12 protein-coding genes are annotated in these 15,664 nt (G+C 39.5%); 4 read left to right on the plus strand and 8 right to left on the minus strand.

Translation table 11 applies throughout. The annotated features are described in order from the left end of the window. Positions 1-18 precede the first annotated feature (18 nt). From P2E05_RS17880 to dmsA, 5 genes are all read right to left on the minus strand, one after another. The gene (locus P2E05_RS17880) at positions 19-1,338 is read right to left on the minus strand and encodes a polysaccharide deacetylase family protein (protein ID WP_154622740.1); all 1,320 of its coding nucleotides are present in this window, start codon (positions 1,336-1,338) and stop codon (positions 19-21) included. Between the two features lie 283 nt (positions 1,339-1,621). Next, positions 1,622-2,236 (minus strand): Tat proofreading chaperone DmsD, encoded by a 615-nt coding sequence (gene dmsD, locus P2E05_RS17885; protein WP_163863117.1) that lies wholly within the window; start codon positions 2,234-2,236, stop codon positions 1,622-1,624. Positions 2,237-2,347: 111 nt separating this feature from the next. Continuing rightward, on the minus strand, positions 2,348-3,205 hold the full coding sequence (locus tag P2E05_RS17890; RefSeq protein WP_154622738.1) for a DmsC/YnfH family molybdoenzyme membrane anchor subunit: 858 nt from the start codon (positions 3,203-3,205) through the stop codon (positions 2,348-2,350). 1 nt (position 3,206) lies between these two features. After that, complete coding sequence (locus tag P2E05_RS17895) at positions 3,207-3,824, minus strand: DMSO/selenate family reductase complex B subunit (protein ID WP_154622737.1); 618 nt, start codon at positions 3,822-3,824, stop codon at positions 3,207-3,209. Positions 3,825-3,835: 11 nt separating this feature from the next. Beyond that, positions 3,836-6,280 (minus strand): dimethylsulfoxide reductase subunit A, encoded by a 2,445-nt coding sequence (gene dmsA, locus P2E05_RS17900; RefSeq protein ID WP_276122935.1) that lies wholly within the window; start codon positions 6,278-6,280, stop codon positions 3,836-3,838. Positions 6,281-7,313: 1,033 nt separating this feature from the next. Between dmsA and P2E05_RS17905 the strand changes: the two genes are divergently transcribed. The 4 genes from P2E05_RS17905 (at position 7,314) to P2E05_RS17920 (ending at position 12,853) form a co-directional block, all read left to right on the plus strand. After that, positions 7,314-8,630 (plus strand): MFS transporter, encoded by a 1,317-nt coding sequence (locus P2E05_RS17905; RefSeq protein ID WP_154622413.1) that lies wholly within the window; start codon positions 7,314-7,316, stop codon positions 8,628-8,630. A 653-nt stretch (positions 8,631-9,283) separates the two neighbouring features. Next, the gene (locus P2E05_RS17910; RefSeq protein WP_163863122.1) at positions 9,284-9,640 is read left to right on the plus strand and encodes a helix-turn-helix domain-containing protein; all 357 of its coding nucleotides are present in this window, start codon (positions 9,284-9,286) and stop codon (positions 9,638-9,640) included. 1,116 nt (positions 9,641-10,756) lie between these two features. Next, on the plus strand, positions 10,757-12,178 hold the full coding sequence (locus P2E05_RS17915) for an NAD(P)/FAD-dependent oxidoreductase (RefSeq protein ID WP_154621985.1): 1,422 nt from the start codon (positions 10,757-10,759) through the stop codon (positions 12,176-12,178). Positions 12,179-12,361: 183 nt separating this feature from the next. After that, the gene (locus P2E05_RS17920) at positions 12,362-12,853 is read left to right on the plus strand and encodes a RidA family protein (protein ID WP_154621986.1); all 492 of its coding nucleotides are present in this window, start codon (positions 12,362-12,364) and stop codon (positions 12,851-12,853) included. A gap of 118 nt (positions 12,854-12,971) precedes the next feature. On the opposite strand, the gene P2E05_RS17925 is transcribed toward P2E05_RS17920, so the two are convergent. The 3 genes from P2E05_RS17925 to P2E05_RS17935 are packed head-to-tail and all read right to left on the minus strand — an operon-like array spanning position 12,972 to position 15,661. Continuing rightward, positions 12,972-13,727 carry an ABC transporter ATP-binding protein gene (locus P2E05_RS17925; protein ID WP_163863124.1) on the minus strand — a complete coding sequence of 252 codons (756 nt, stop codon included), beginning with the start codon at positions 13,725-13,727 and terminating at the stop codon, positions 12,972-12,974. A gap of 1 nt (position 13,728) precedes the next feature. Next, positions 13,729-14,712, minus strand: coding sequence for an iron chelate uptake ABC transporter family permease subunit (locus P2E05_RS17930; protein ID WP_154621988.1), 984 nt, complete (start codon positions 14,710-14,712; stop codon positions 13,729-13,731). Continuing rightward, the gene (locus tag P2E05_RS17935) at positions 14,699-15,661 is read right to left on the minus strand and encodes an ABC transporter permease (RefSeq protein WP_154621989.1); all 963 of its coding nucleotides are present in this window, start codon (positions 15,659-15,661) and stop codon (positions 14,699-14,701) included. Before P2E05_RS17935 ends, P2E05_RS17930 begins: the two co-directional genes overlap by 14 nt. Positions 15,662-15,664: the final 3 nt, after the last annotated feature.

Raw genomic sequence — 15,664 nt, forward strand, 5'->3', positions numbered from 1 at the left:
CTTGCTTAAATAACGATTCTACCTATCAACAACAATATTTTCGTTAACCACCGACTCTCCACTATTCCCCACCATACGTGCAAATTTTTCGATTGGGTCTGTTTTCAGTGCATATAACCTTTTAAGGGCAAATGGATTATCGCCAAGGCGCACCTTACCTTGAATCGTGGTTAAGGCAAGATGTATGCCCGATAACTTAGCGGCATCCATCGCGATTGGGTTAAATCCACCGAAGGGGTATGCTAAATAGCGTTGTTCAGGCTCAAATTGCTGTAAAATTCGCATAGAGCGCTGAAAGTCTAAGAAAATAGTGTGCTCTTGACGACTAAAAATAATGGGACTTTTGTGCTTATCGAGCTTATGTAAAAAATGAGTATGCGACTGAATATTAAACACATCTTGGCAATTTTTTATTTCTTGCTTACTCATAAATTGCAGCCCGTCCGCAGACCATTTTTGAGGGGTCATTTTAATACGCGAAGAGATCACAAATAAGGTCGCTTGCTGCTGATTGTGTTTTAAAATGGGATAAGCATAGCGATATACCGATTTCAAACCGTCATCGAAGGTTAAAACCACTGATTTAGCGGGTAAATTCACTGATTTATCTAAATATCCTTCAAGATCGGCTAAAGAAAGCGTTTGATAACCCGCTTGCTGCAAATAATTCATTTGTTCTTGAAATGCTTCAACCGAAGTCGTCGTTGAAGTCTGTTGGAATTTTTTGTTTTCACTTTCTTTCAGTAAATGATGATAGGTCAAGATAGGAATACCTTTATCTATCTCCACATCATCTAACTTGATATACCCCAAGCGATCACCTAAACGAATCGTTAACCATGCCACTTTTTCCCCTTGCTTATCTGTTTTAATCATACGAACTAATACTGGATAGCGGAGATTGCTAAATAGCGTTGCGATTGGCTGGCTATGTGGTTTTGCCGAACGGTATACGGGCGTATTTTTTGTGGTAATTAAATAATCATAAATCGGGTTACTTAACTCATTTAGCCTATCATCTTCAGGGGTTAAGCGAGGTTTTAATGGGGATACCGCCTCAGTATTAACATAGGCATAATCATTCCCAAATTGTATAGGTTGGTAATCCCCCATTGCTTTATACAGATAAAAACCATGCTCAGGATAAAGTTCAGCAACGGCTTTCATGTTGCCTGCAATTGGGGCGAAAATCGTCTCACTTTGTTTAAGTTGCATCAGTGCTGGCGGCGTATCCACCAGTTGCCAATTCTCTGTACTTTGTGTTGGTACTTGTGCAAACGACTTTGTGACCGATAAAAAAAGAAAAATAAAAAAAAGCATTAATGACTGATTACGCATACTCAACCCATCATAACGACCAGAGAAAAAACGACTTATTTTAAACCGACTTAATCGCTATCCCTATACTCTAGAAAAAATAATTTATCTAAATAGGATAACTCGCAAGCAATAGAAAATAAGTGTATTCCCCTATACCTCTCAATGGATACAACAGACTATGGCCTTTTACCTGAAAGACATGATGGGGATGCGATTGGGAGAGAACACAAAATACAAGTGGTTGTTTTATATTTATATAGCCCTTTCAGTTAAGGGCTATACGTGTTATGCCATTTTAATATTAGCGATAAAAAATCATTTTCTTCTCTACGTCAACATGAAGCGATTGCTGCCAACTCGCTAATGTTAAATGCGCTAATTCAGCAAGGCCTGTATAGAAAGGAAAGTTAGCCTCTTGCTCCATTTTATTAAGATAATGGAATCCCCAAGGTAATATATGCTGAGCCAATAACTCGTTTAATTGAGATGGATTGTTTTCAGCGACCCATGCCACCATCATAAGCAATAAGCCAAAATGATCTTCAGGTTCATTCTGTGATAAATGAATATCGATACTATGGGCATGCATCCACTCACGCAATTGTAAAGTCGAGTCCCCAAAAATCACATTTTCCCTATCGAGCCATACCGATCCCCAAGGCGGTGCAGGCAGCGCATAAGGCCCAATAAATAACCGCTGATAGGCCTCATCCAAGGATTCATTATCCGTCGCGATTATGGCCAATTTATCGGCAATAGCCTGTTTTTGCTCATGAGAACCGTACGGCCACTCCTCTGTCCATTGAAGCGTTGACAGCAATGAAATGATTTCCTGTATATCACCTGGCGCATAATAGAAAGCAGCACCAAGCACTCGTGCCGTCAAAGAAATATGATTTAAAGATTGTTCACTCATGGTGTGTTTTATTCACTTATCGTTAGATATTTAATAATTTGTCTATCTTGATTTAACCATAAATCGCATTAAAAGGCTTAGCAGTAAATTACTAAGCCTCTTTTTCATTAACTAGTTAACTGCCATACCCACTGTCATATGTAAGCCGTAGAAAACGCCGCGTCCGACAATTTCACCGGCCATCACGAATAAAAATCCTATCAACATATTCAGCACAGAAGGGTTACGTTTCGCGATTAATGGCATGATCCAGCAGCCTAATCCCATCGCAATAGCCACCACTTTTATATCCATCAATATTCCATAATCAGGTACTAAGTCGGTGGCTTTTTGCACAGATGTTTCAATACTCGCTAAATCAAAACCTTGAGAAATAGCGATGCATATACTCACCAATAATGCCAACACACTTAGCGCAGGAATACGACGAATACATTGCAAATCAAAGCCTGCAATACGCAACAATAATGCGGCAAGTATAGGTCCTCCAAGGAATGCGGTGAGGATAAAATTCATTGTCGTATAGATAGTATTCCATGTTGGCACGGTATCAATCAGATACACACGAGAGGTCGCAACAACAAAGACAACCGCCATCACCATCACGATGAACAACCATACTTTACCAAGCGCAGCAGGCATCTTATTGAAGACCGCTAGCAACCAATAAAAACCGCCTAACGCAAAGAAAATGGCGCCGCTGGCAACTTCATTACTGAGGGAAGATGCTCCCAAGCGATTAAATGAGTTAAAAGCACGTAATGGTGTTCCCATATGCATTGTTGATAATAAAAAACCTATTCCCATCAACAGCCACAAGCCAAACATGCTGTAATGAACCTTGCGATCCAACTCAGTTGAAAGTTTACCGCTCAGTAATACCGCAGCCATCATCATAAAAGCACCCGCGACACTTTGACCAATCACCGTAAAAAACATCAATGGCCATTCATGAATTCCCGATCCCATATTATACCTCCTCCGGGTTAGCCAGATGCCCTGAAGTGTCACCAACTGGACGGCTATTGGCATTCAGTTTTAACACAATATTTGGATGTGTATATTTTGCAGCTGGTAATGGCGCGATTTCCGCTAAGGTGCCATATTTTTGACGTAACTCGTCGATAGGTGCCATATCCAATGCACGTAACGGGCAAGACTCAACACAGATCGGCTTTTTACCTTCGGCAACTCGCTCATAACAACCATCGCATTTGGTCATATGTCCTTTGACCTCATCAAATTGCGGAGCGCCGTAAGGACAAGCCATACTACAGTAACGACAGCCTATGCAAACCTCTTCATCAACAACGACAAAACCGTCTTCCCGCTTATGCATTGCCCCACTTGGACATACTTTTGTACATGCAGGATCATCACAATGGTTACAGGAAATTGACAGGTAATAAGCAAAAACGTTTTGCCCAAATACACCATCTTGCTCAGTCCAATCGCCACCAGCATATTCATAGATACGACGAAAATTGACGTCTGGAGATAAATTTTTAAAGTCTTTACACGCTAGCTCACAGGTTTTGCAGCCAGTGCAACGACTTGAATCGATATAAAAACCATATTGCGTTGACATAACTCGCACCCCTAAGCTTTCACAACTTCAACAAGATTAGAATGTGATGGATTACCTTTGGCTAATGGCGACGGCCGTTGGGTAGTTAGCACATTAATACTTCCGGCATGATCCACTCGGTTACCATCTGGGTCATACCAAGCGCCTTCACCGAGACCCACAACGCCCGGCACGATACGAGGTGTCACTTTCACCTTCACGCGCACTTCGCCGCGATCATTAAATACTCTCACTAAATCGCCATGTTTTAGGTTTCGTTTCACTGCATCTTGTGGATTAATCCATAGCTCTTGTGGGCATGCGGCTTTCAGTACATCAACGTTGCCATATGTCGAGTGAGTACGTGATTTATAATGGAAGCCAGTCAACTGTAGTGGGTATTTTTCCATTAATGGATCCCCATACTGTTCAAAACCCGCGGAATAGATTGGCAATGGATGAATCACATCCCCCTCCTCGAGCTCCCAAAGATTTTGCAGCTCAGCTAATTGAGAAGAATAAATCTCAATTTTTCCCGATGGTGTCGTGAGTGGATTAGCGATCGGATCTTCGCGGAAATGACGATAAGCAACATGATGGCCCTTAGGATCGCGTTTTTTGAAAATGCCTTGTGCACGGAACGCTTCAAAAGTTGGTAATTCAGGTAATGCCTCGCGAGATTGCTCATAGAGATGACGTAGCCACTCTTCTTGAGTCCGGTTTTCAGTAAATTGCGCTTCAACGCCCATACGCTTAGCAATTTCACTCGTCATCTCATAAATATTGCGGCTTTCAAAACGCGGTTTAATTGCCTGATCGGCAAAAATGACATATGACATATTGCCCGCTGAAGCATCCATACAAAAATCCATCTGTTCAGAAGCGGTGCAATCCGGTAACAAAATATCGGCATATTTCGCTGATGCTGTCATGTGGTTATCAATCACCACGATCATTTCACATTTCGAATCATCTTGCAGAATGTCATGGGTACGGTTAATTTCTGAATGCTGATTCACTAAACAGTTTCCTGCATAGCTCCAAACCATTTTAATCGGCACATCAAGTTTATCTTTACCGCGAACACCATCACGTGTTGCCGTCATTTCAGGCCCACGTAAAATGGCATCTGTCCACATAAACATCGAAATACTGGTTTTTACTGGGTTGGTTAAAGTTGGCATCCGCACGAATGGAATACTGTACGATCCTTCTCGCGCTCCAGTATTGCCACCATGAATACCGATATTCCCTGTAAGAATCGCTAACATTGCGATAGCACGGGAGGCAAGCTCACCATTAGAGCGTCGTTGTGGTCCCCACCCCTGAACAATATAAGCAGGTTTCGCCATACCAATTTCACGTGCAAGTTTTACGATTCGTGCAGCAGGAATACCTGTAATAGGTGCGGCCCATTCAGGTGTTTTCGCTTGGCCATCTGGTCCTTCCCCTAAAATATAGGCTTTGTAGTGCGCATTTTTGGGGGCTCCCGCTGGTAAAGTCGACTCATCATAACCAACACAATATTTATCAAGAAATGGCTGATCGACTAAATCTTCTTTGATCATCACATAAGCGATCGCACTGACTAACGCAGCATCGGTTCCTGGGCGAATAGGGATCCATTCATCTTCACGTCCTGCACCTGTATCGGTATAACGAGGATCAATGATAATCATTTTGGCGTTCGATTTTTCACGAGCCTGTTCAACATAGTACGTGACCCCGCCGCCACTCATACGTGTTTCACCTGGGTTATTACCGAACATGACGACAAGTTTTGAATTTTCGATATCAGAAGGGCTATTACCGTCAGCCCAACCGCCGTAAGTGTAATTTAAACCGGCAGCAATTTGTGCGGTACTATAGTCGCCATAATGATTTAGATATCCCCCGCAGCAATTCATCAAACGTGCAATCAATGTAGCCCCTGGTGGCCATGATTTTGTCATGGTACCGCCTAAAGTCCCAGTGCCATAATTGAGGTAGATAGACTCATTACCATAGTCTTTAATTAAGCGCTTCATATTGTCAGCAATGACATCAAAAGCTTCATCCCAACTAATGCGTTTGAATTTGCCTTCACCACGTTTACCGACCCGCATCATTGGGTAACGTAAACGGTCTGGGTTATAGACTCGACGGCGCATAGAACGGCCACGTAAACAGGCACGCACTTGATGCAATTCTTCATAGACATCATTGCCGGTATTGTCAGTCTCAACGTATTTTATTTCACCATCAACGACATGCATACGTAATGGGCAACGACTCCCACAGTTGACTGTACATGCACTCCAAACCACTTTTTCTTCACCAGTGGGGGTAACTGTTTTTTGCTCTGCAACAGCAGCAGAACTGAAAGGAAGAGAAAATCCTCCAGCCGCTGTCGCTAACCCAGTGATTGTTCCGGCTTTAATAAATCCACGACGGGTAAGAGGAGCAAAAACAGATGCTTTCTCTTTTATATTTGCCATACATAACTCGCTCAATTAGTTTGCTTAAAGTGTTAGAAATCAAACTTCCATCGACACTGAATAAAATTTATTTAAGATGAGTACGATTAGTCATAAATGTGACTAGTCATATAAAGTCGAAATAATAAGATTTTTAGTCGAGGTCATAATATCAACACACAAAACTAAGAGATTGTTTCACATCAATAAAAGAGTAATAACCTACGTTACTAATAACACCAACCCTTTGATAAAAACTATAAATCACAGCGCTTCCGTTATATCAAAACATATATATCGACGAATTATTTTAGCCTATTTCCCTCTATTAACGGTATTAAATGTTAGTTAATAACTTTATAAAATACATTTCCAGTCGGTTATATCTAAAATATAATGATTGCATTCAGTTAATATTTAGCTAACAAAATTATCAGAAAAATAATAAAACATTTTTATTATTCTTTATAAGAATTAATTAACATAAATTTATCAACATTAATAAATATAAAATGATAATCATTTTTATTACGTTAATTTAGATAGAGGATTTTATTAACGTTCAATTTAAACTAACCGACAAACACCACTTTTTAAAAATCATTTATTTTCAAATAGTTAAGCATGAATCGCATCATATTAATCGATAGTATTCTTTACTGAATCAACCAATATTCAAAGGCATGTTCATCGTTATTTTCGTGATCACTATCAATAACCTATTATTTTTTTATTTCTCAAGCTCGCTGCATTCATGCAATGAAATGCAAAGGAAAGGTATTTTACTCACGATATTAGTCTGTCAGCGCTTTTATTTGCGAAAATTCTTAATTAACAGGAAAGTTCACCTCAATAGCTAAGTTAAACTAATTAAAAAACATCTATAAAACACTCAGTTACTTGTAAAATTTAGTCTTGTTAGTTATCTAAAAAAGAAACGAAAAACAGGATATTGATCTCAGTATTTAACTTACCATATATTCAAATATTGACTCACTAAGTAAATATCGCTATTAGTTAAAATATTGTTAACCAATGTTACGATGGTGATAAATTGGAAATATCTCAAGTTAATCTCAAAAAAACGGATATCACGCAAGATAACCGAGCCAAGTGTATTCGCGGTATTGTGGGTGCGGCTTCGGGTAATTTAGTGGAATGGTTTGATTTTTATATTTATGCTGTTTTTGCTGCCTATTTCACTAAAGCTCTTACCCCTCAAAATATGGATCCCCTGACACAATCTATCTATGTATGGGGTGTCTTTGCAGCCAGTTTTTTTATGCGTCCCATCGGTAGTTGGCTATTTGGTCGCATCGCGGATCGTCATGGTCGCAAACGTTCTATGGTTGCCTCAATTTACTTGATGGGCTTCAGCTCTTTCTTATTTGCGGCTCTCCCCACTTATGCACAAGTAGGAATGTTTGCGCCATTACTCTTACTGCTAGTTCGCTTGTTACAAGGATTATCTGTTGGTGGTGAATATGGTGCGGTTGCAACTTATATGAGTGAGCTTGGCCTCAAAGGACAACGGGGGTTCTTTGCATCGTTTCAATATGTCACACTCTCTGGGGGTCAGTTATTAGCGAGTTTACTCAGTGTCATTCTGTTAGCGTTCCTCAGTGAACAGCAGTTATCGGATGGGGGTTGGCGTATTCCTTTTGTCATCGGTGGCTTTGCCGCTATTGTTTCGCTGATCGCCCGAAAACGCCTTGATGAAACGCTCAGTAATGAAGCTTCTGAAGCCGAGGAGTCTGGTTCTTTAATCGCACTACTCAAGCAACATTGGAAATCCTTTGTATTAGTCATTGGCTATACCGCAGCAGGATCTCTGTGTTTCTATATTATTACGGTTTATTCAAAAACCTATTTAACCAATATCGGTATTGATAGCAAAATTGTCGGCTATATCATGACCATCTCATTATTTGTGTTTATGTTGTCTCAACCGCTATTTGGCATTATCTCAGATAAAATTGGTCGTAGAGCCGCCATGATTACATTTACGCTATCTATGATTATATTTATCTATCCCGTAATGGTGATAGGCATGCGTTATTTTGCTTACTCTCCTGTCATTATCACTTTATTACTTATCTTCTTAATGATGCTATTAAGCTTCTATACATCGATCAGTGGTTTGGTTAAAGCTGAAATGTTCCCACCACACCTACGAGCATTAGGTGTCGGTGTATCCTATGCGATAGGAAATGCAATTTTTGGCGGCTCAGCTCCCTCAGTCGCATTACAATTTAAAGCCAATGGCGCAGAAAACTCATTCTTTATTTATGTCATGGTTATATTATGTATCTGCTTGTTCTGCTGCTTTAAGCTTCCTAAGGAGCCTGAATATTTGAATGACCGTCATTAATGCTCTCTATTGAACCACTATTTTTAAATAGTAATTGATCATACAAAGCGGCGCAAAATATCGAGTTGCGCCGCTTTCAATCAATATGGCAGGTTATTTGTCTACAGAGAGAAATTCTCTCGCTTGCAATAGCGGACTGGCTCAATGCGCTCATCGTCCTCTAATTCCTGCTCATCGCATCAACTTTATCTTACTGTTACACAACTTAGACAAAAATGAATCAATCATGGCCTTTGCAGCTCACGTTTAGCCCCAAAATACTCATTATATGAAACTACGGCGTACAGAGTATTTTCTGCTTATGAGAATTTGTAACAAATAGAAACAAAATACTATCAAATAAATAATTCCAAATATGGCGTATTAATAACCACATTCACTATTTTTTATATGATATGAAAAATATAATCAAAATAATAATCATAAAATGACTTACCCATCATAGCTTTAAACTTTCAATTAGCTAAAAAAACAGCTATCAAACAAAACAAATGATCGAAATATTCGATCGAAATAAATCATTATGATAGTCAAAAACTATCAATTATCCTTATCTATTCGGTACAAACATTTTTACACCAACTATGGACTCGTTATAGTAGCGACCTAGTGATAACCACCATCTAATCTAACATTGGGTAGAAAATAGGATAATGGAAGAGCATAAACTCACCACATTAGCAGGTAGCTTGTTGCGCCAAGCAAGAAAAGAGAAAAAAATAACAGGCAAGGAACTTGCTAAGTTAATGGGAATTAGCCAACAGCAAATTTCACGCTACGAAAATGGCATCACCCCACTCACTCTTGATTTGCTCTATCGATTTTTATCGGTTTTAGATCAAGACTGCCTAATTTTCATGCAAAAAATCTTCAATGAATATCATAAGAATTCTAGGGTGAAAGGTCATGCCTTACTAGCACCACCTTCATTGAGCCAATACCTAAAGCACTTTATTAAAGATAAAAACAGCACTTCGTTCAAGGTTTATACTCACAGTAAGGATAACTAAGAAAATCAAAAGAATTATGCTATTGAACAACGGACGGCAAACATAATTCAAGGTTTCACCCCATATTACACAAAGGAATAATCACTAAACTTATAACAAATCCGCCCTTAATTGTAAGGGTTTTTATCTAAGTAATTTAGTCTAAGTAAAATATTTAATTAATAAACATCAAATAACCCATGTTTTTTTGATACACGCTTTTTATATCTACTAGACTAATAAGCACAATAAATATACGGATAGCGTTTAAGCTAAATAACTTACAGATAGATTTAACGTCATAACACAATTATTGAATCACCCAAAAAATAACCCTATTTACAATGCTCGTATATTTTGTTTCTATCAATATGAGCGAACAACAGAGTGTAGGCGTTAAGATTATTTTTAACACCACAGTGGCGAAAAGGTTGAAACCAAATTTAAAAATCAACCTGCATGACTCACCCAAAGCAGAAAAATATAACTATATGTTTTATTGAGCAAAAAATATCTCCATCCACAGTGGCAACCGATAAAAATTGAACAAATATATTTTTTGCGTTTATTTTTAAATAGTGTAAACCTAATGAGACGCTATTATTTCACCAACTTTCTACCAAACAAAAATATAAAGTTTAAAAATTCAGCAATAATCTTCAAAATATATTTAGACATTTAATAAATATTTAATCATTACTGTCTCGTCTTTGTCACTGGCTTTCCTCCACCATCAAGATGGCACCTCACAAATGCAATAATAATGGGGCACCTTTTTTTTCTTGCTATTAACCACACGAAATATAGTTGATTATTATTTAACATGTTTGAGTATTTTTATTTATTACTCACCTCGTGAAACAAATTGACATTTTTCCCGAGCAAATAAAAAAACAACTGTACATTTTAGCTGACATTTCACTTTATTTTTTTGCCGCCTAAAAGGATTGATTTTTATTAAAACAACGCGCAAACCCTTTACAGGCTTGACTATCACAATCAAGATTATTCACATTCCACTTAGTTTTATTAACAAATATACCCCATGGTTAACAATTACTTGAATTATGATAATATGATTATCTTAAATTGTAATAATTTACTATATAAAAACTAAGGTTATTATTGAGGTTACAGATGAAAATCTCGAGAAGAAAACTACTTTTAGGGGTCGGTGCTGCGGGTGTTCTCGCAGGGGGTGCTACGGTTGTTCCAATGATCCGTAGAGAAGGTCGATTTGAGTCGACTAAATCTCGTGTACCTGCTGTTGCGGGCACCGAGGGGGCATTACCGAAATCAGCAGATGCTGTCATTATCGGTGCTGGCCTTCAAGGAATAATGACTGCCATTAATCTTACTGAAAGAGGAATGAACGTCGTTATTTGTGAAAAAGGTGTTGTCGGCGGTGAACAGTCTGGTCGTGCCTACAGTCAAATCATTAGTTACAAAACCTCTCCAGAAATTTTTCCATTACACCATTATGGAAAGATTTTATGGACCGGTATGAATGAAAAAATCGGTGCAGATACGAGTTACCGAATTCAAGGCCGTGTTGAAGTTCCTTCAAGCGAAAAAGATCTTGAACTGACCAGAGAATGGATTAAAAAGAATTCAGAGAACCCAGGTTTTGATACCCCATTGAGAACTCGCATGATCGAGGGTGAAGAACTGGCAAAACGTCTTCCTAATGCTCAGACACCATGGAAAATTGGTGGATTTGAAGAAGATGCTGGTAGTCTCGATCCTGAAGTTGTGACGCCAACGATGGCGAACTACGCAAAATCACTCGGGATTCGTATCTATACCAATTGTGCCGTAAGAGGCTTGGAAACCGCAGGCGGTAAAATTTCAGATGTGGTGACTGAGAAAGGCTCCATCAAAACCTCTAACGTGGTTCTAACGGGCGGTATTTGGTCTCGTCTGTTTATGGGTAACCTTGGCGTTGACGTTCCTACACTCAATGTTTATCTCTCACAACAACGTATCACGGGTGTACCGGGCGCACCAAAAGGTAACGTACACTTACCAAATGGTATCCACTTCCGTGAGCAAGCAGATGGAACTTATGCGGTTGCTCCACGTATCTTTACGAGCTCTATCGTGAAAGACAGCTTCCTGTTAGGTCCACGCTTTATGCACTTACTGGGCGGCGGAGAACTACCATTAGAATTCTCTATCGGTAAAGATTTGTTTAACTCTTTCACAATGGCAACGTCATGGCGTTTAGATGAAAAAACACCATTTGAAGAGTTCCGTACAGCTACTAACACACCAAACACAGACCACCTGGATGGCGTACTCGAAAGACTGCGTAATGAATTCCCTGTGTTTAAAGAGTCGAAAGTGGTTGAACGTTGGGGCGGCACAGTTAGCCCAACCGATGATGAAATTCCAATTATTTCTAAAATTGAACAATACCCAGGCCTTGTTATCAACACAGCAACAGGTTGGGGTATGACAGAAAGTCCAGCATCAGGTCAACTGACTGCGGATCTATTGATGGATACTAAACCAGTCATCGATCCACACCCGTACAGACTTTCTCGTTTTACTGAATAAGAGCGATAATTTCTACTGACGTTAATTGTTCTTTAAAATTTATTGTTCAAGCTGTGCATTGCATCAATGAATGTATGGCTTGTCTATATAAGTTGATACTCTAAATAACTCAGTCCGTCGCCAACAACGCGACGGCTTGAAGTATGAGGAGAACTATTACTGTGATAATGTTAAGGAGCTTACATGCGCTATAAAACTTTACTTCTTTCTCTCCCATTGGTTCTGGGTGTAGCGAGTGCAAATGCTGAAGGTGTAAAAACCAATAAGCTGCAAGGAATGCCTATCGCTGAGTCGGTAGAAATCAGTGCAACTAATGACATCATTTTCCTAAGCGGAAAGGTGCCAACTAAAATCTCTAAAGACGCTCCTGAAGGTGTCCTTGAGTCATACGGTAATACTGAAACTCAAACTATCAACGTCATGAAGCAGATCGAAGCTCACCTTGCTGATCTTGGCCTGACTCTGAACGATGTTGTGAAAATGCAAGTTTTCCTTGTTGGTGGTGATGAAACTAAAGGCACTATGGATTTTGCTGGCTTTATGGCTGGATACTCAAAATTCTATAATGACAAATCAGAAAACCTGCCCGCTCGTTCAACTTTCCAAGTCGCTAAACTAGCTAACCCAGCTTGGCGTGTTGAAATCGAAGTGACCGCGGTACGTCCTAAGAAATAAGTGATTTAATGCAGCGGGCGATGGTGATTTATTATCATTCGCTGCATCAATAAAATAACCTCTATACCGAACCGGTGATAGAGGTTATTTTTTATACGATAGAAACTAAGGAATTAAGCTAGTAATACATCGCAATGAGTTTGTCATCCACCGATTTTATTTCTATTGGTGTATCAAAGATATCCTCAATAATGTCCACCTTCATAATATCCTTGGGCGCGCCATGATAAACTAACTCCCCAGACCGCATGGCCAAAATATGATCTGAATAAACCGACGCAAAGTTAATATCATGGATAACTAAAATAATTGTTTTACCTAGTTCATCCGCTGCGCGACGTAATAACTTCATCATGATCACAGAGTGCTTCATATCCAAGTTATTTAATGGCTCATCCAATAACACATATTCTGTGTCTTGACACAAGACCATTGCAACATAAGCGCGTTGTCGCTGACCGCCCGATAACTCATCTAAATAGCGATGACGTAAATTAGAGAGATTTAAGAATGCGAGCGACTCGTCGATTTTCTTTTTATCCTCGACGGTCAAGCGCCCTTTGGTATAAGGATAACGGCCAAAACCAACTAACTCTTCAACCGTAAGGCGACTAGCAAACTGGTTTTCTTGACGTAATACAGATAAGTAAGTTGCTAATTTATCGCTTGGCGTTTTCACAACATCTAATTCATTCACTTTGACATGACCGGAGTCAGCCATTAATAAGCGACCAATAATAGACAACAGTGTCGACTTACCGGCCCCATTCGGCCCAATAATCGACGTAATACCACTATTTTTAATGGTTGTTGTGATGTTATCTAAGACCTTAGTATCCTGATAACTTTTCGATATCTGATTAATTTCAATCATACTAAAACCTTCTTAACACCATATAAATAAAGAATATGCCGCCGATAAATTCGATCACAACAGATAGCGTACCCGCCATATTCAAACCATAATCTAGGATCAATTGCCCACCAATTAACGCAATTACCCCCAACAAGAAAGAGACAGGCAATAGATAACGGTGTTGGCTACTACCACTAATAAAATAAGCTAAGTTCGCCACCATTAATCCTAAAAATGTTAATGGCCCGACCAAGGCGGTCGAAATAGCGACGAGTATGGAGATAAGCAGCAAGATTACCGTCACTTTATGACGATAATTAATACCTAAATTGATGGCATTCGCTTGACCAAGCGCCAAAACATCAAAGCAATAACGCATGCGCCATAATAGAATGCCGACAACAAGCGTAATGATGAGAGTAAAGAGAATTAGCTCAGGTGTCGCACGTGTAAAGGTCGCAAACATACGACTTTGTAGAATAGAAAATTCGTTAGGATCCATCAGTCTCTGCAATAGCGTAGCAGTACTGCGAAATAAGGTCCCAAGAATAATACCTACCATCAAAACAAGGTTGATATTGAGTTTAGCTGACACAAATAACCAGCGATAAAGCAATACCGAAAAGAGAACCAATAACGAAGATTCTAATAAGAACTTACCAATATTTAATAGCCATGATGCAGGAAAAATATCGGTATAAAAGACAAAGATGGATTGTAATAAAATAAATAACGCCTCTAGCCCCATAATGGAAGGCGTTAAAATTTTATTATTAGCAATCGTTTGGAAAAGTACCGTCGATACACCGGAAGCAAATGCAACCAGAATCATTGTCAGTACCATATAACCCCGATGCGGCAGTATATAAGCGAGGTTATTGCCTAGGTTAATCGTCATAAATAGCACAATCGCTAAAACCGATAGCCCCAGTAAAATCCATATCCTTTGTCGTGGTGTCATACCCTTTTTGGGCAATGCAATTGATGCATTAACTTTTTGCATAACGTTGCTGCTTCAATAATAAGAAAAGGAAAATCACGGCGCCGATAACACCTAAAATAACACTTGCGGGTATTTCAAATGGATAGCGAATTGATCGACCGATAATGTCGCAAAGCAACACTAAGCCTCCACCGGCAAGGCAGATCCACGGCAGTGTTTTACGAATGTTATCGCCCATAATTAAGCTAACAAGATTAGGAATAATCAGTCCTAAGAAAGGCAACGCGCCCACGACAACGACGACGACCCCACTAATCAACGCGATAATAGAGAGCCCAATCGTCATCACTTTGCGGTAGTTTAAACCAACATTGATAGCAAATTCACGCCCCATTCCAGCCACTGTAAAGCTATCCGCAATCCAACACGCAAGCAATGTGAGCAACCCGACTAGCCATAAAAGCTCATAGCGACCTTGAATAATGCTAGAAAAATCTCCACTCATCCAAGCACTTAATGCCTGCAATAAATCAAAGGTATAAGCTGTAAAAATGGTGAGAGCACTAATCACCGCACCTAACATGATACCGACAAGCGGTACAATCAGAGCAGATTTTAAAATCACTCGGCGCAACAGGATCATAAATAGCATAGTGCCTAACAAAGCAAACCCACTCGCAACCACCATTTTTGTCATGATATCCGCAGTTGGGAACAACACCATGACAAACAGTAAGCCTAAACTCGCTGATTGAGTGGTTCCAGCCAATGAAGGCTCAACAAAACGGTTTTGCGTGAGAAGTTGCATGATAAGCCCAGCAACACTCATTGCGCTGCCTGCTAAGATTAAAGAAACGGTTCGAGGAATTCGACTGATAAAAAAGATGTCTTGCATCTCGGGGTCAGTGAAAAGTGAAACGGGTGACACGTCACCCGCTCCAATAAACAAACTGATCACCGCTAATACCAATAAGGCGATAATTCCAAAAAATAGATAAAGCGTTTTCATTGA

Origin of the sequence: Providencia stuartii, from assembly GCF_029277985.1 — a bacterium.
Classification (GTDB): domain Bacteria; phylum Pseudomonadota; class Gammaproteobacteria; order Enterobacterales; family Enterobacteriaceae; genus Providencia; species Providencia zhejiangensis.